This is a genomic window from Pseudomonas putida (assembly GCF_001976065.1).
In the GTDB taxonomy this organism is placed as follows: Bacteria; Pseudomonadota; Gammaproteobacteria; order Pseudomonadales; family Pseudomonadaceae; genus Aquipseudomonas; species Aquipseudomonas serbica.
Genome location: NZ_MNAH01000010.1, coordinates 114,391 through 131,551, shown reverse-complemented (window position 1 = coordinate 131,551; position 17,161 = coordinate 114,391). Strand labels below are relative to the sequence as shown.

At 62.0% G+C, this 17,161-nt stretch carries 11 protein-coding genes and 1 pseudogene; 7 read left to right on the top strand and 5 right to left on the bottom strand.

The genetic code is table 11. The annotated features are described in order from the left end of the window. The first annotated feature begins 359 nt into the window (after positions 1 to 359). The 5 genes and pseudogenes from BKX96_RS27070 to BKX96_RS27045 all read left to right on the top strand — a co-directional run bounded on the left by BKX96_RS27070 (position 360) and on the right by BKX96_RS27045 (position 9,230). Complete coding sequence (locus BKX96_RS27070; protein ID WP_077185935.1) at positions 360 to 3,149, top strand: multicopper oxidase domain-containing protein; 2,790 nt, start codon at positions 360 to 362, stop codon at positions 3,147 to 3,149. Positions 3,150 to 3,785: 636 nt separating this feature from the next. After that, positions 3,786 to 4,226 (top strand): annotated as a pseudogene (locus tag BKX96_RS27060) (iron-containing alcohol dehydrogenase); the annotation flags it as partial. A 10-nt stretch (positions 4,227 to 4,236) separates the two neighbouring features. Further along, the gene (locus BKX96_RS27055) at positions 4,237 to 5,973 is read left to right on the top strand and encodes a PAS domain-containing hybrid sensor histidine kinase/response regulator (RefSeq protein ID WP_046817133.1); all 1,737 of its coding nucleotides are present in this window, start codon (positions 4,237 to 4,239) and stop codon (positions 5,971 to 5,973) included. Positions 5,974 to 6,113: 140 nt separating this feature from the next. Then, complete coding sequence (locus BKX96_RS27050; RefSeq protein WP_077185934.1) at positions 6,114 to 8,153, top strand: NADPH-dependent 2,4-dienoyl-CoA reductase; 2,040 nt, start codon at positions 6,114 to 6,116, stop codon at positions 8,151 to 8,153. Between the two features lie 150 nt (positions 8,154 to 8,303). Further along, positions 8,304 to 9,230 carry a 1-aminocyclopropane-1-carboxylate deaminase/D-cysteine desulfhydrase gene (locus tag BKX96_RS27045; RefSeq protein ID WP_077185933.1) on the top strand — a complete coding sequence of 309 codons (927 nt, stop codon included), beginning with the start codon at positions 8,304 to 8,306 and terminating at the stop codon, positions 9,228 to 9,230. A gap of 52 nt (positions 9,231 to 9,282) precedes the next feature. Here BKX96_RS27045 and BKX96_RS27040 read toward each other — a convergent pair whose 3' ends face one another. The 3 genes from BKX96_RS27040 to BKX96_RS27030 all read right to left on the bottom strand — a co-directional run bounded on the left by BKX96_RS27040 (position 9,283) and on the right by BKX96_RS27030 (position 12,031). Beyond that, a complete protein-coding gene (locus tag BKX96_RS27040; protein WP_077185932.1) occupies positions 9,283 to 9,849 on the bottom strand; it encodes a cytochrome b in 567 nt (188 codons plus the stop codon). Positions 9,850 to 10,037: 188 nt separating this feature from the next. Further along, positions 10,038 to 10,865: a phosphonoacetaldehyde hydrolase gene (gene phnX / locus BKX96_RS27035; RefSeq protein WP_046817137.1), complete on the bottom strand. Its 828-nt coding sequence runs from the start codon at positions 10,863 to 10,865 to the stop codon at positions 10,038 to 10,040. A gap of 56 nt (positions 10,866 to 10,921) precedes the next feature. After that, on the bottom strand, positions 10,922 to 12,031 hold the full coding sequence (locus BKX96_RS27030; RefSeq protein WP_077185931.1) for a 2-aminoethylphosphonate--pyruvate transaminase: 1,110 nt from the start codon (positions 12,029 to 12,031) through the stop codon (positions 10,922 to 10,924). Positions 12,032 to 12,140: 109 nt separating this feature from the next. Between BKX96_RS27030 and BKX96_RS27025 the strand changes: the two genes are divergently transcribed. Beyond that, entirely contained in the window at positions 12,141 to 13,004 is an 864-nt protein-coding gene (locus tag BKX96_RS27025; protein WP_046817139.1) for a LysR substrate-binding domain-containing protein, read from the top strand. Between the two features lie 93 nt (positions 13,005 to 13,097). Here the strand turns inward: BKX96_RS27025 and BKX96_RS27020 are convergent, their stop codons facing one another. Continuing rightward, positions 13,098 to 13,970, bottom strand: coding sequence for a LysR family transcriptional regulator (locus BKX96_RS27020; protein WP_046817140.1), 873 nt, complete (start codon positions 13,968 to 13,970; stop codon positions 13,098 to 13,100). 269 nt (positions 13,971 to 14,239) lie between these two features. Between BKX96_RS27020 and BKX96_RS27015 the strand changes: the two genes are divergently transcribed. Next, positions 14,240 to 15,565 (top strand): MFS transporter, encoded by a 1,326-nt coding sequence (locus tag BKX96_RS27015; RefSeq protein ID WP_046817141.1) that lies wholly within the window; start codon positions 14,240 to 14,242, stop codon positions 15,563 to 15,565. Between the two features lie 4 nt (positions 15,566 to 15,569). Here BKX96_RS27015 and BKX96_RS27010 read toward each other — a convergent pair whose 3' ends face one another. Then, entirely contained in the window at positions 15,570 to 16,982 is a 1,413-nt protein-coding gene (locus tag BKX96_RS27010) for a type VI secretion system Vgr family protein (protein WP_077185930.1), read from the bottom strand. Positions 16,983 to 17,161: the final 179 nt, after the last annotated feature.

The window sequence follows — 17,161 nt, the reverse complement described above, 5'->3', positions numbered from 1 at the left end:
GTGCCAAAGGCCCCGGCAACCTGATATCCCCAGCGCAAACGCGGCCTGATTCCATGGCCCGGTTCTCCAAGAAAAGTCGACAGGGAATGCGGGTAATACCGCCCATTTATGGGGAATCGCTCCCAGCGCAGGCATGGCAAATCACCGCTGGATTCAAGCTGGAATGGGGTTCCCCTGAAATGGGTGTGAACTTTCCCCGGTAGCGGGTGCCAATCCCCAGTCGCTTAATCTGTAACGTCAGGTTTACGCTGGTAACTAATTGTTTTATAAGGATTTAACATTGTATAAAGCGGTTACAAATATGGCTGGCTCCTTGCACTGCCCCCATTACCCCCTTCACATATTCGAGGCGGCTGGTGATGGACACAAAAGCGTGGTATCCCTTCAAACGGTTTGGCCTGTTGACGCCCTTGAGCGTCGCTTTGACAATTTCACTCAGCACAGGGACCTTGCGCGCCAGCCCCATCGACGATGAGCGACAGCCGGAGCCGACTGATCCCTCCGCCTACCACGATGAAGCGGCTGACAAAGCGGCGGCCTTGAACGCCATCCTGACCATGCCAGATGCCAACCTGGATTCCTTCGATTTACCCGGTGGCGTCAAAGGCAGCAAAGACACCACGCGGGTGGAAAACATCCTGCCGCCGACGGTGCAGACCAGTTTCAACTACCCCACCAACGGCAGGCCGAGCCCGCTGTATGGCGCCCTGCCGTTCACCCAGCAGCTGGTGTTGTTCGAAGAATTCGGCCCGGAAAAACTCGACCCCACCACACCGGCGGCGCAGTTGGGTTTTCCACCGGCAGCCATCGGCCCGATGCCCCAGCAGGATCCAACCAGCGTGGCCCGCAGTGCGCCACCGAGTGCAGCGCTCGATGCCTTTTTGCGTCAACCGGGCTTGACCCCGTTCCCGAGCCAGTATTCCAACGTGGTCGACCGCAACCCGTGGCAGAAGCAGATCGAGTTTTTCCTCAATCGCCGTATCGGCTCGTCGGCTGAAGGCCGTCCGCCAGGAAAGGGCTGGTCGCACCAGCGCTGGAACGAGTTTTACCCGCAAATAGCCTACAAGACCGTGCAAACCGGGGCGAGGCTCAACGGTGGCTTGCGTGACAGCCGGCAGATGCACGGTTATGCCTTGGGCGAGTTCGGAACCGGTGGCCTCTATCACAACGTCGCGGGTGTGCCGGCAACGGATGGCACCGCCAAGGGCGTCAGTGCGCGATTCCACCCGAAAATGCCGGTGCAGAACCACAACTCGGTGTGGACCTTCGATGGTACCTTGCCGCCCAAATTGCTCATGGTGCGCTACGGGCAACCGGTACTGATGCGTCATTACAACGGCTTGCCGATCGACCCGTCTGCCAACATGGGGTTCGGTTTGCACACCATCAGCACCCACGAACACAACGGCCACGTCCCGGCGGAAAGCGACGGTTACGCCAACGCGTTTTTCTTTCCCGGGCAGTACTACGACTATCGCTGGCCGATCCAGTTGGCCGGCTACGACAGCATCAACACCAAGGCTGAAGACCCGCGCGCGGCATTTCCCTGCGCGCCGGGCGAAACCCTGTGGACCAACGACATGAGCCCCGGCCGCAAGACCTGCGAGAACGGCACGATCAAGATCCGTGGCGACTGGCGCGAAACCATGAGCACCCACTGGTTTCACGACCACATGCTCGATTTCACCGCGCAGAACGTCTACAAGGGCAACGCGGCGATGATGAACTACTACAGCGCCCTGGACCGTGGCAATGAATCCGTGAACGACGGCGTCAACCTGCGTTTCCCCAGTGGCAGCGCCTTGCCCTGGGGTAACCGCGACTACGACGTCAACCTGCTGTTTGCCGACAAGGCGTGGGACAAGAACGGCCAGTTGTGGTTCAACCCGTTCAATACCGATGGCTTCCTCGGAGACCAGGTGCTGGTCAACTGGCAGTGGAAACCGGCCCTGGATGTGCGCGCCCGCAGCTATCGGTTCCGCATGCTCAATGGCTCCGTTTCACGCTACTTCAAACTGGCGCTGGTGCGTGAGATCAAGGGCACCACCGGCGAGTTCAAGGGGCCTGTCGGATCGGGAGTGTCCTATGTCCGCGTGCCGTTCCACATGATTGCCAACGACGGCAATATCATGGAACACAGCGTGCCGTTCGACGGCACCATGGACCTCGACGCCGACGGCGACAAACAGAACCATAACGCGATCCTGCCAACCCTGGGCATCGCCGAGCGTTTTGACATCATCGTCAACTTCGCCAAAAACGGGATCAAGCCGGGCGACAAGCTGTTCTTCGTCAACCTGCAGGTGCACGACGACGGCAAGGGCCCCGAAGAACCCGTATCCCTGGCTGACGTGCTGTCGGACAAATACCGGGCGATCCTCAAGCAAACCAGCAAGGGGCCGAAGTGGGACGAGGGTGATCCGGCGGTGGGCAAGGTGTTGCAACTCAACGTCAAGGCTTACACCGGTCAGGACCTGGCCATGGATCCGGCCGCCTATGAACCGGCCAAGCCGGGCAAGGCTGAAGGCCTGGTGATGATCCCGCTCAAGCTCCATCGCGACAACGCCGCCGACATGGCGCTGCTGGCCAAGGCCCGGCACCGCACCTTCACCTTTGGCCGTTCCGACGGCACCGATGAAGCACCGTGGACAGTCAAGACCGATGGCGGCTTCGGTTTCCACATGGACCCACGCCGCCTGAACGCGGCAACCCAGTTAGCCAGTGGCCCCACCGATGCCGGTGCGACCGGTTTCGGCACCCTGGAAGTGTGGAACATCAAGCTCGGCGGCGAGGGCTGGAGCCACCCGGTGCATGTGCACTTCGAGGAGGGGATCATCCTCAACCGCGGCGGCAAGGCGCCACCGGAATGGGAAAAATGGGCACGCAAGGACGTGTACCGTATCGGCCCGGAAAAGGACGGCCTGGACAACGTGGAAATAGCGATCAGCTTCCGCGAATTCGCCGGGACGTACATGGAGCACTGTCACAACACCCAACACGAGGACAACTCCATGCTGCTGCGCTGGGACGTTGAGAAGCCCGGGCAATTCCAGTTGATGCCGACACCGCTGCCAAGTTGGGATGGTGTGCGTTACGTCAACTCTGCCGCGCTGCCAACCTTCCGCACTGGCGAGGTGGTCAAGCCATGAACCTCGAGGGAGCCGGCATGAAAATGCTTACGCCGCGCTCCCACGCCCTGGTCATGTAGCGTAGCCACTGGAGATGCTGGGCTGGGTTGGTAAGCTATTGAAATATAGATTGATATTCCGCTATTGCGTTGCGCTTGGCGTGGGTTCACTTTCGAACTTGCCCCAGCTCCCAAGTAACTCCCAAGTGGATCTTTGGTGATGATGTGGGGAAGTGATGGCGCAAAAGAAAAGGCGCACCATCTCAACTAAAGGCGGTGCGCTTATTTTCTACCGCGAGTAAAAGACCCGACTGATGTTAGGCGGCGGTCATCGATGTTCGAGCGATAGCTGGGGAGCCATAAGTATCGCCAAGCAAGAGGTATGCTTCGAAGTGCGGTTGTTCAGTGCCGCTGCGCAGTCAGAAAGCTTCGCGGCTGATCTATCGCGGATAAGGATCCGCTCCCTGTAGGAGCAAAGCTTGCTCGCAATGGCTTTGGAGGCGCCGCGTTCATCCACGCAGTACGCGTTAGCGTTAACGACCATCGCGAGCATACTTTGCTCCTGCAAAGAGCCGCGCTACCCATTGGTCTGATTGCATTCACAGCCGGATGCTTTAGTGTGGACCTACCTTCCAAAACAATAAAAACAGGCTTTCCAATGAGCCAGAGTCTCAGCCAGCTGCGTAAATTCGTTTCGCCTGAAATCATCTCCGGTGCCGGTTGCCGGCACAACGTCGGCAACTACGCCAAGACCTGTGGCGCGCGCAAGGTGCTGGTGGTCAGCGATCCGGGAGTGATTGCCGCCGATTGGGTGGCGGACGTCGAAGCCAGCCTGCAAGCCTGCCTGTACAGCGCCGTCTCGCCCAACCCGCGTGTGGAAGAGGTGATGCTCGGTGCCGAGCTGTACTGGGAAAACCACTGCGATGTGATCGTCGCCGTCGGCGGCGGCAGCCCGATGGATTGCGGTAAAGGCATCGGCATTGTCACCGCCCATGGCCGCAGCATTCTCGAGTTCGAAGGTGTAGACACCATCCGGGTGCCCGCCATGGATGCCCCGTGCATCCTCACCAAGCTGCGTGAATCCAGCCAGCGCGATGTCGAGGTCGTCTATGGCGAAGCCCTCTGACGAGCAGCAACGGGCGCTGGCCGGACTGCTCGGATTAGGCAGTCATTCGGCGCGCAAGAGCCATTACCCGGAACTGGCCGCGCGCCTGGACGAGCTGGAAGCCGAGCGCAATCGCTACAAATGGTTGTTCGAAAACGCGGTCCACGGGATTTTCCAGGCCAGCCTGCACGATGGCATGCGCGCCGCCAACCCGGCCCTGGCGCGCATGCTCGGCTACCAGGACCCGCAGGAGGTGCTGTTCTCCCTGGCGGACCTGGCGAGCAATCTGTTCGTCGGCGGCGCGCGGGAGCTTGAAGACATCGGCGAAATCCTCACCCACCAGGGCAGCCTGCACGGTTATGAAACCCAGTTGCGGCGCAAGGACGGCAGCAGTCTCGACGTGCTGATGAACCTGCTGCTCAAGCCCGACCAGGAAGGGCTGGTGGAAGGCTTCGTCGCCGACATCACCGAACGCAAGCTCGCCCAGGAGCGCCTGCAGCAACTCAACGACGAACTGGAGCAGCGGGTGACCGCGCGCACCGATGAACTGCTGGAAGCCAACCGCAACCTGCAACAGCAGATCACCCAGCGAAAACAGATCGCCGAAGCCCTGCGCGATGCCCGGGACGCCGCCGAGGCCGCCAACCGCAGCAAGGACAAATACCTCGCTGCGGCGAGTCATGACCTGCTGCAACCGCTCAACGCCGCGCGGTTGCTGATCTCGACCTTGCGCGAGCGTAAGCTGCCCGAGGTCGAGCAGGTGCTGGTCGAACGCACGCATCAGGCGCTGGAAGGCGCCGAGGACCTGCTCACCGACCTGCTGGATATCTCCCGCCTCGATCAAGCGGCGGTCAAGCCGGATGTCGCGTTGTACCGCCTCGACGAATTGCTTGGTCCACTGGTCTCGGAGTTCCAGTCCGTGGCCCAGGCTGCCGGCCTGCGATTGCGCGTGCACATGGGCGATTACGCCATTCGCACCGACTTGCGCCTGATGACCCGGATCCTGCGCAACTTCCTCAGTAACGCCTGCCGCTACACCGACGATGGCAGCATCCTGCTGGGGGCCAGGCGCCGGGGCGACAAGCTGCGCCTGGAAGTGTGGGACACCGGACGCGGCATCCCGGCCGATCGCCTGGACTCCATCTTCCTCGAATTCAATCAACTGGACGTGGGCCGCGCCGCCGACCGCAAGGGCGTGGGGCTGGGGCTGGCGATCGTCGAGCGCATCGCGAAAATCCTCGACTACCGCATCCAGGTGCACTCGCTGCCGGGCCGCGGATCGATGTTCAGCATCGAGGTGCCGATCTCCCGCGAGGTGCCGTTGCCCATCAGCCTCGCGGCGCCGCAACCGGGCACCGGTAATCCGTTGCCGGGCCGGCGCTTGCTGGTGCTGGACAATGAAGTGAGCATCCTCGAGAGCATGAGTGCGTTGCTCGGGCAGTGGGGCTGCGACGTGGTCACCGCCACCGATGAACACTCGGCGCTGGCGGCCCTGGCCGGCCAGGCCCCGGAACTGATCCTGGCGGACTATCACCTGGACCACGGCGTGGTGGGATGTGATGTGGTCAGGCATTTGCGCGAGCATTACCACCAGGCCATTCCTGCGGTGATCATCACCGCGGACCGTACCGATCAGTGCCGGCGGTCGTTGCAACGGCTCGAAGCGCCGCTGCTGAACAAACCGGTTAAACCCGGCAAGTTGCGCGCCGTGTTGAGCCAGTTGTTGGGGACGCCAGCTTGAACACCGCTGCGCATTTGGATCATTAAGTTGTCAGTTTCGGTCATTGAGCGCCAGCGGTTGGACTCTTAGTCTGTCGAACATGACTGACGGGTGCCGTAGAGCGCCCGCTTTTTCCGTGATCGCTCGCTGTGGAGTTACCGATGACCGCCGCCCATTACCCGCACCTGCTGGCCCCGCTGGACCTGGGATTCACCACGTTGCGCAACCGCACCCTGATGGGGTCGATGCACACCGGCCTTGAGGAAAAGCCCGGCGGTTTCGAGCGCATGGCGGCGTACTTCGCCGAGCGTGCCCGTGGCGGTGTCGGCCTGATGGTCACCGGCGGTATTGGCCCGAACGACGAGGGCGGCGTGTATTCCGGCGCGGCCAAGCTGACCACCGAGGAAGAAGCGCTCAAGCACCGCATCGTCACCCGCGCGGTGCACGAGGCGGGCGGCAAGATCTGCATGCAGATCCTCCACGCCGGTCGTTATGCCTACAGCCCGAAACAGGTCGCGCCAAGCGCCATCCAGGCGCCGATCAACCCGTTCAAGCCCAAGGAACTGGACGAGGAAGGCATCGAGAAGCAGATCAGCGATTTCGTCACCTGCTCGACCCTGGCCCAGCAGGCCGAGTACGACGGCGTCGAGATCATGGGCTCCGAAGGTTATTTCATTAACCAGTTCCTCGCCGCCCACACCAACCACCGTACCGACCGCTGGGGCGGCAGCTACGAAAACCGCATGCGCCTGCCGGTGGAAATCGTCCGTCGTGTGCGGGAGGCGGTTGGCCCGAACTTCATCATCATTTTCCGCCTGTCGATGCTCGACCTGGTCGAGGGCGGCAGCACCTGGGACGAAATCGTGCTGCTGGCCAAGGCCATCGAGCAGGCCGGTGCGACGATCATCAACACCGGTATCGGCTGGCACGAAGCACGGATTCCGACCATTGCCACCAAGGTGCCGCGCGCGGCCTTCAGCAAGGTCACGGCCAAGCTGCGCGGTTCTGTGAACATTCCGTTGATCACCACCAACCGCATCAACACCCCGGAAGTCGCCGAGCAGATCCTCGCCGAGGGCGATGCCGACATGGTTTCCATGGCGCGGCCGTTCCTGGCCGACCCGGACTTCGTCAACAAGGCCGCTGAAGGCCGCGCTGATGAAATCAACACCTGCATCGGTTGCAACCAGGCCTGCCTGGACCACACCTTCGGCGGCAAGCTGACCAGCTGCCTGGTCAACCCGCGTGCCTGCCACGAGACCGAACTCAACTATGTGCCGGTGCAGCAGATCAAGAAAATCGCTGTGGTCGGTGCCGGGCCAGCCGGTCTGTCCGCCGCGACCGTGGCGGCCGAGCGTGGCCATGCGGTGACGCTGTTTGATTCGGCCAGCGAAATCGGCGGCCAGTTCAATGTCGCCAAGCGGGTGCCGGGCAAGGAAGAATTCTTCGAGACCCTGCGTTACTTCGGCCGCAAGTTGCAGACCACCAACGTCGAGGTGTGCCTGAATACTCGTGTCGATGTGGCGAGACTGGTCGAGGGCGGCTACGACGAAATCATCCTGGCGACCGGTATCGCGCCGCGCTTGCCAGCGATTCCGGGCGTCGAGAATGCCAAGGTGCTGAGCTATCTGGACGTGCTCCTGGAGCGCAAACCGGTTGGCAAGCGTGTCGCGGTGATCGGCGCCGGCGGTATCGGCTTCGACGTCTCGGAATTCCTGGTGCACCAGGGCCAGGCCACCAGCCTGAACCGTGATGAGTTCTGGAAGGAGTGGGGCATTGATACGCACCTGGAAGCCCGTGGCGGTGTCGCCGGCATCAAGGCGGCGCCCCATGCCCCGGCCCGTGAAGTGTTCCTGTTGCAACGCAAGAAATCCAAGGTCGGCGACGGCCTGGGCAAGACCACCGGCTGGATTCACCGTACCGGTCTGAAGAACAAGAAGGTGCAGATGCTCAACAGCGTCGAATACCTGAAGATCGACGACGAAGGCCTGCACATCCGCATCGGCGAAACCGGCGAACCGCAAGTGCTGCCGGTGGACAACATCGTGATCTGCGCCGGGCAGGACCCGCTGCGCGAATTGCAGGACGGCCTGGTGGCGGCGGGGCAGAACGTGCATCTGATCGGCGGCGCGGATGTCGCGGCGGAGCTGGATGCCAAGCGCGCGATCAACCAGGGTTCGCGATTGGCAGCTGAGTTGTAATACGCAGGCCCCGCGTGCCAATGGCCTTCGCTGGCAAGCCAGCTCCTACAGGGATCTGTGAACGTCATAGATCCCCTGTGGGAGCCTGCTCGCGATGGCTGCTTATGAGCGACTAGAATACTGGCTCCTCATGAGATCTATCAGGCGCCAATGTTTTCTTCTGCTTCCAGCTGGCTACCCCAAGCCCGCCTCGACCCCCTGCACCTCGACTGGCTCACCACCGCCGGCATCGAAGTCGCCATCCTGCGCCTGGACCAGATCGACCCGCTGATCAGCGGCAACAAATGGTTCAAGCTCACCGAACACCTCAAGGCCGCTGACCAGGCAGGCGCCAAAGGCATCATCAGCCTCGGCGGAGCGCATTCCAATCACCTGCACGCCCTGGCCGCTGCCGGCAAGCGTTTCGGTTTCGCCACGGTCGGCCTGTTGCGCGGGCACCCTCAGCCAACGCCGACGGTGAACGATCTGCAGGCGTTCGGCATGCAACTGCACTGGCTTGGTTATGGCGGCTATCGGGCGCGTAATGAAGCGGGTTTCTGGGAGCCATGGCAGGCGCGGTATCCGGATCTGGTTGCGGTTCCGGAAGGCGGCGGGGGTATGCCAGGGGCCAAGGGCTGCGTGCAACTCAAAGCATTGGCCTGCCGGCAACTGAATGATCTGGGCTGGACCGACTATGACGCTTGGTGGCTGGCCTGCGGGACCGGCACGACCCTGGCCGGCCTGGTCATGGCCGAAGCGGGTGAGCACCCGGTCTACGGAGCGCTGGCGGTGCCCGATGATCATGGTGTGGCACAGCAGGTCGAGCGCATCCTGGCGCAGGCGGGGGTGAATCATTCGTCTTATGAACTGTTCGACGCCAGCCGCGGTGGTTTTGCCAAGGTCGATTCGACGTTGCTCGAATTCATCGAGCAGACCGAACAGGCCAGCGGCATTCCACTGGAGCCGCTGTACACCGGCAAGGCGTTGCTGGCGCTGAAACAGCAGGTCGAAGCGGGGAAGTTCACCCCGGGCACGCGGCTGATCTTTATCCACACTGGCGGCTTGCAGGGCCGCCGGGGTTTTAGCTCCGAAACCTGAAAAGCACCGCAATCCATTGTGGGAGCGGGCTTGCTCCCACATTTGATTTGCGTCAGCTTCCGGTATTGCGGTTCACCCGCTTGGGCATCATCCGCAGCAAGGTGTTATCGCCCACCACATAGTGGTGATATAGCCCGGCGACGGCGTGCAGGCCGATCAGCCAGTAGCCGAGGGTGCCCCCGAGCTCGTGCCAGCCCTGGATCCGCTTGGCCAGGTCCTTGTCTTGCTCGATGAGCAGGGGCAGGTCGAAGCCGTAGAACATCACCTGGTTACCTTTGGCGCTGGTGACCAACCAGCCCAGGATCGGCATGGTGATCATGAAGATGTACAGCGCCCAGTGCATCAACCTGGCCAGCACCGTTTGCCACTTGGGCGAGGCCGGAAAGATCCGCGGGGCCGGGCCGAGGCTGCGGGCGAACAAGCGTAGCCAGACCAGCACGAAGACGGTCAGGCCGAGCATGAAGTGCGATTCGACGATCAGCGTTCGCCCACCGCTGCCCTTGGGAAACAGACCGCGCAGTTCGATGCAGGCGTAGACCAGCGCCAGCAGGACCAGCATCAACCAGTGCAGCGCGATCGAGACGGTGCTGTAGCGCGAGTCGGAGTTTTTCCACGGCATACGGTGTTCCTCACAGGTCCGGTTTGAAGCCACCGTTCTTGATCGACGGCGCGCTTTAACTGTAATCCTGTTTCACCGCACTTGCCTGTGACTCAATGACGCTGGTTGCGCTGTTCAGGTAATTGACAGCAAAACGCATACCCCACTGTAGGAGCTCGCTCCTAGAGTGGGGTATGCGAATTCTGGGATCAGCTGGTTTGCGGCATCTCGCCTTTGGCCAGGCGCTGGTTGATGTCGGCAATCACCTGCGGCAGATCGGTGATGGTGTCGATCATGTAGTGCGGGCGCGAGCCTTCGAACAGGGCGTGGATGCGCTTGCGCTCGCTGGCCAGTTGATCGCTGCCCAGGGCGCGGTAGCCTTCGTAGTCCAGGCCCAGCGCGTTGCCCGAGCAGATCAGCGCGACGGTCCACATGCCAGCACGACGACCTTCGAGGATGCCCGGCACGGTGTCGTCGATCTTCACACACGCGGCGACGTCGTCGATGCCCAGCGCGATCACGTTAGCCAATGCCTGGGCGGGCCATGGGCGGCCGTTCGGCACTTCGTCGGTGGCAACCACGTGGTCGGCCACATAACCGTTGGTGGCGGCCAGTTCGACGACTTTGTCCATGACCTGTTTCGGATAACCGGAGCAGGAACCGATCTTGATCCCCTGTTCGCGCAAGCCGGCAATGGTGTCCAGGGCGCCGGGAATCAGCGCCGAGTGTTCGGCGATTTTCTCGATCTGCAGCGGCATGAAACGCTGGTAGATGGCGGTGACGTCATCGTCGGTCGGCGTGCGACCGAACACCTTGCGATAACGCTCGGCGACTTGCGGCTGGTCACACAGGGTGCGGATGTGGTCCCACTTGCCCATGCCCATCGGGCCACGGGCTTCTTCGATGGAGACCTGGACGTCGAATTCGGCGAAGGCCTCGACGAAAATCTGCGTCGGTGCGAACGAGCCGAAGTCGACCACGGTGCCGGCCCAGTCGAGGATGGCGGCTTGCAGTTGGGTTGGGTTGGTGTAGTTCATGTCTGGAAATCCTTTGGCAACTGGCTAATTGGGGGCTGCTTCAACTGTGGTGCGGGTTAGATCTCCAGCACTTCCATCTCGCGCAACACTTCGCCGATGGCCGCGACGGCTTCGCGCATTTCTGCAGGTTGCACATGGCCAATGCAGCCCACACGGAACGTCTCGACCTGGGTCAGCTTGCCGGGGTAGAGGATGTAACCCTTGGCCTTGACCCGCTCGTAGAATTCCTTGAACTGGTAACGCGGATCTTTCGGCGCGTGGAAGGTGGCGATGATCGGTGCCTGGATGGCCGCCGGCAGGAAGCTGCGCAGGCCCAGCCCGGCCATCTCTTCCATCAGGGCCTGGCAGTTGGCGGCATAGCGCCGGTGCCGGGCGGGCAGGCCGCCTTCTTCGTTGTATTGCACCAGGGCTTCGTGCAGCGCGGCGACCACGTGGGTTGGCGGGGTGAAGCGCCATTGCCCGGTCTTGGCCATGTAGCTGTGCTGGTCGTGCAGGTCCATCGCCAGGGAGTGCGAGTTGCCGGCGGCGTTGGCCAGGGATTCCTTGCGGGCGAACACGAAACCCATGCCCGGCACGCCTTCCAGGCATTTGCCGGAAGCGGCGATCAGCGCATCGAACGGCACCCGTTGGGCGTCCACCGGCAGCGCGCCGAAAGAGCTCATCGCATCGATGATCAGGCGTTTGCCGTGTTGCTCGACCACCTGGGCGATTTCCGGCAGCGGATTGAGGATGCCGGTGCTGGTTTCGCAGTGAATCAGGGCTACATGAGTGATTCCGCTATCGGCGCGTAGCAGGCGGTCGACATCGGCGGCAGTGGTCGGTTCGTCTTCGGCAGTTTCGAAAGTGCTGAATGAGCGCCCGAGGACTTCGCAGATCTTCGCCAGGCGTTTGCCGTAGGCGCCGTTGATCAGCACCAGGACCTTGCCGTTGCGCGGCACCAGGGTGCCGATGGCCGCTTCGACGGCGAAGGTGCCGCTGCCTTGCAGGGGCACGCAGTGGTGGCTGGCAGCGCCGTTGATGATCGCCAGCAGTTGTTCGCAGAGGCTGGCGGTCAGCTGGTTGAAGCGGTCATCCCATGAACCCCAGTCAACCATCATCGCCTGGCGGGTGCGGGCCGACGTGGTCAAAGGGCCGGGGGTGAGCAGGATGGGGGCGGCAGTACTCATTCTCGTGTCCTCGCAATCGATGGGATGAAGCTATGGGACTTAAATTGCAATTTGCCGAGCTATCAATCAAATTGTTTGTTGTTATGCCAGCCATCAGTGAGAGTTATCCATGAACCTGTTTCAGCTCCGTGCGTTCGATGCCGTGGCCCGGGAGGGCAGCTTCACCCGCGCCGCGGCGCGGCTGTTCATCAGCCAACCGGCGGTCACCGGGCACATCAAGTCGCTGGAGGAGCACTACCAGATCACCCTGTTGCGCCGCACTGCCAGACGGGTAGAGCTGACGGAGGAGGGCACCAAGCTGGCGGCAATCACCCGGGCGATGTTCGGCCTGGCCGAAGAGGCGCAAGCCATGCTGGAGGCCAACCGGCAGTTGCTGACCGGGCGCCTGGAAGTGGCGGCGGACGGCCCGCACATGGTCATGCCGATGCTCGCGAGCCTGCGTGCGCGTTATCCGGGGATCACCGTCAACCTGCGCCTGGGCAATGCCCAGGAAACCCTGGCGGCGCTGTTGTCCGAGCATGCCGACGTGGCGGTATTGACTGAGGTCGAACCGCGCAAGGGCCTGCATCTGCAAGCCCTGAGCGAGTCGCGGATCTGCGCCCTGGTGCCTGCGGGCCATCCCTGGGCGCGGCGCACCCAGGGCGTGCCGCTCAAGGAACTGGACCAGGTGATCATGGTGTTGCGTGAGCCGAGCTCGATCACCCGGCGCACCTTCGATGTAGCCTGCGTGCAGGCCAAGGTCAATCCGCGGGTGCTGCTGGAGCTCGACAGCCGGGAAGCGGTGACCGAGGCGGTCGCGGCCGAGCTGGGGGTGGGTGTAGTGTCGTCGGTGGAGGTCAGCCATGATCCGCGGGTGGCGGCGGTGCCGATCATAGGCGAAGGGCTGGTCAATCGGCACATGATGGGGTGCATGGAGCGGCGGCGGGACTTGCGCCTGATCCAGGCGTTTTTCGGCCTGGCGCCTGCCAGTTAGACCGAGTCGTCTGCCTTCGCGAGCAAGCCCGCTCCCACATTGGATGTGCGGCGTACACACATCCCCCAGTGCTCGCGAAGAGGCCAGACCTGCCTACACAAGACTCTCGCGAACCATCTGCAGAAACGTCGCCACCACCCGCCGTGAGCTCTGTTCGCGCAAACACACCAGCGTCTCGGTCAAACGCCTTTTGCAATCGGTAATCGGCAACGCACACACCCGCGAGTCGGCGCCGAACTCGGCCGCCGACACCACGCCAATCCCGATCCCTACCACCACCGCTTCCCGCGCGGCTTCCCGGCCTTCGACCTGAATCCCCGGGCGGATGCGGAAACCGGCGCCGGCCATTTCTTCTTCCAAAGTCTGGCGGGTCACCGAACCGATTTCCCGCAGCACCAGCGGCGTGTCGTCCAGGTCGGCGAGGGTGATGGACTCGCGATCGGCCCACGGATGGTTGCGCGACACGAATGCCACCATCGGGTCGTTGCGCAGCGGCAGCGAAATCAATCGTTCGTCGCTTACTTCGCGGCCAAGCAACGCCAGGTCGGCCTGATAGTTGAACAGGCGGAACAGCGACTCATCGGTGTTACCGGTTTCGATTTTCACGCTGATGCCGGGGTAGCGCTCGCAAAACCGGGCGATCTGCGGCAGCACGTGCACCGGCGCATCCACCGCCAGGATCAGGCTACCGGTCTGCAACGCCTGGGAATCCTGCAACAACTCCTGGGCCTCGGCTTCGATCACGAACAGTTTCTGGGTAACACCCAGCAGGCGCTCGCCAAGGTCGGTGAGGCGAACCGAGCGTTTGTTGCGGTGGAACAGCAACACGCCATAGCGCTCTTCGAGTTTGCGCACCTGGTCGGAAATCGCCGGTTGCGTGAGAAATAGCCGCTCGGCGGCTTTGGTGAAACTTCCATGCACGGCCACGGCATGGAAAGCTTTGAGTTGGGCGTGGGAAACCGACATGGAAATCTCCAGTAACAAGCTGAGCTTGTTTTGGAAATACGATAAATCGATTTCACTTATTAATCAGTAATTGTTTTGATCCACCTCAGCCCCAGTGACTGCTCAGTCGATCAGCGCGGGAGCCATGGGCCTGTGCGTGCATCAACAGGACTCATCTGACCGGAATCGCCCACAGGGACAGGGTGATTTCGCAGTGCTCAACAATAAAAAAATACAGGCGTTTTCTTCTAATTCTGCCGGCACACTCACTCCCTGAGGTCAGAACCACAATGAACAAGCACATCGGCACCATCAAGCGTTGGCGCGTGCAGATCTTCGCGATCACCTGGCTCGCCTACGCCGCTTTCTACTTCACCCGCAAAGCGTTTTCCGTTGCCAAGCTCGGCATCGGCGAAGACCCGACCTTCATGCTCGACAAGATGGCCATGGCCAACCTCGACGCCATTTACCTGACCGCCTACGCCATCGGCCAGTTCACCTGGGGCATCCTGGCCGACCGCTTCGGACCGCGGGTGGTGGTCCTTGGCGGTTTGCTGATATCGGCGGCGGCCGCGCTGGTGATGGGCAGTTTCGCCACCTTGCCGATCTTCGCCACCTGCATGCTGATTCAAGGCCTGGCGCAGTCCACCGGTTGGTCGGGGCTGTGCAAGAACCTCGGCAGTTTTTTTCCGTCCGAGCAACGCGGGCGAGTGCTTGGGCTATGGAGTTCGTGCTACGCCTTTGGCGGACTGGTAGCGTCGCCATTCGCCGGATGGTGGGCCTATACGCTGATCGGCTCCTGGCACGCAGCGTTCATTTCCAGCGCGGCGGTGGTTGGGCTGGTCGCCGTGCTGTTCTTTATTTTCCAACGCAACAAACCTGAAGACGTGGGCTTGCCGGCCGTGGAGCCTGAGCCCGAACTGAGCGCTGAAGAGGCGTATGCCCAAAGCAAGATCAGCGTGCTGGAGCCGCTGAAGGAAATCCTGCGTAACCGCACTGTGCTGATTCTCGGCCTCGCGTATTTCATGTTGAAACCAGCGCGCTACGCGATTCTGCTGTGGGGCCCGGTGATCGTTTTTGAACAGATGCCCTCGGTGGGCAAGGTCGGCGCGGCGATCATTCCCACGGCGTTCGAACTGGCCGGGTTGCTCGGGCCGATCATGATCGGCCTGGCCTCGGACAAACTGTTCGGCGCCCGGCGCATGCCGGCCTGCGTCATCAGCCTGTTGGCGCTGACCGTATCGCTGGCCTTCTTCATGGGCGCCTTGCACACCGGCAGCGTGATGCTGGTGGTGGCGCTGTTGTTCGTCATGGGCCTGACGCTCTACGGACCAGACTCGATGATCAGTGGCGCCGCCGCCATCGATTTCGGCACCGCCAAGGCCGGTGCGACGGCGGCGGGGTTCGTCAACGGTTGCGGTTCGGTGGGGGCGATTCTCGGCGGTCTGCTGCCGGGCTACTTCGACACCGTCACCGTGTTCATCGTCTTCGCCGGTTGCGCGCTGTTCTCGGCGCTGGTGCTGGTTCCGCACTGGAACAGCCGCCCCGCGGGCCAGGGCACCGACCATGCCTATGTGCCCAACAGGGCGATGACCATCAAACCGTTGCGCACCTGAACCCTCAAGGCTCGTCGTCGGGGCGATTGATCAACCAATCGAGCAGCAGGCGGGTGTCACTGCGGGGTTTGTCGGCGCGTACCGCAGGCGGGCTGCGGCGCTGCCTGGTGCTGGCGCAGAACACCGGACGGTCGGGGTCGCTGTCGAGAAAACTGACCCAGCCGTCGCTGCCAGCCATCGGCAGCTGGACCGGTTGCGCCGGGGCCTGCGACATTGTTAGTGCGACCGGTAGCCAGAGGCCCTCTGCGGGATTGACCTCCGTGTCGGGCCACACACTTACTTGCAAACGACCTTGATCATCCTGTGCCGCTTGCTGTCCGGCCGGGCCACAGACCCGGGCCGGCTGCAAACCGGGGATGCGCGGCCGGGCCTGGTCCAGGGGTGGGCGAAATACCGTCGACCAGGGAATGGCCGTGAACTGATTGCGGTAGTGCCGGGGCCTGTTGTCTTCAGCCAGGATCGAACCCTGCCGGCCCTGATGCCGCGCCTGGCAAACCAGCCATTGATCGTTGAACCCCGGCACCGGATGCTCTGCCACCTGCACGATGCGGGCACTGCCTAACAAAGGCTGATTGCTTTGGCCGTGAAGCTGTAGCTGCTGGCAACGCATGCGCTGCAGGTCGCGGCGGTCGAGTTGATCGTGATGACGCTGTTCCTCGGTGGAACGGGGTGCACGCGCATGGTTAAAGGCGTGATTGGCCGCACCTTCACCGATCTGCGAAGCACCACGATTTTTCGCATTGGCTCGTGGGAAAACGGCTTGGGTGTCGTGGCGCTGAAACAGTTCGCTGATCACAGGCGTTGCGCTTTCTTCGGCTTCAGCGCCATAAAACGGCATCAATAGGGGCTCCTGGGGAAAGCTCATGTTGTCGTCGGCCAGCACCAATACATGGCTGTGATGGGCGTGTTCGAAGTGGTAGTGAATGCCTTCTTCCTCGCACAGGCGCTGCAGCAAGGCCAGGTCGGTTTCCTCGTACTGAATGCAAAAAGGCCGCGGGGGATAGTGCCCGTCTGCCAGTTCCAGGCGATAGCTGCCTGCAGCCAATTCATGTTCCTCCAGCAGTTGGCGCAGGATCATGGGCACGCTGAGGCGCTGGAACACTCGCCGCGATCGGTATTGATCCAGCGCTAGCAAGGCCGGCACCAGCACCAGTTTGTAGCCGATCCTGCCTCGCCCCTGATATTCGCAACTGGCACTGTGCAGCACGCCATGAACGACCTGGCCTTGCCCAAGGTCGAGCAGCGCCGGTTGTTGCAGCAGCCGATCAAGGTTGAGGGCCGGTGCCAGGCCGATCACTTCGATATCGAATCGATAGGGTTGATTGAGGGCCTCGCGCCCACTGAACTGCACCACTTGCAAACTCAGGTGATCGTCGAGGAGTGTCAGGGTGAAGGGACTTTCCTTGTCGTTTTGCATTGATCGCGCTTCTACCATGGAGTAGGGCCTTGGAGGGTACGAAACCCGCATGCCTTGTGGACATGGCAAATCGAAATTTCAGAATCGCCCTACAACCATCGGTAAAGATGCCGATCCGGTGATGAGATTTTTTGGTCGATTGCCAACTTTAGGCCGTATAAACTTGGCGGCATGCGTCG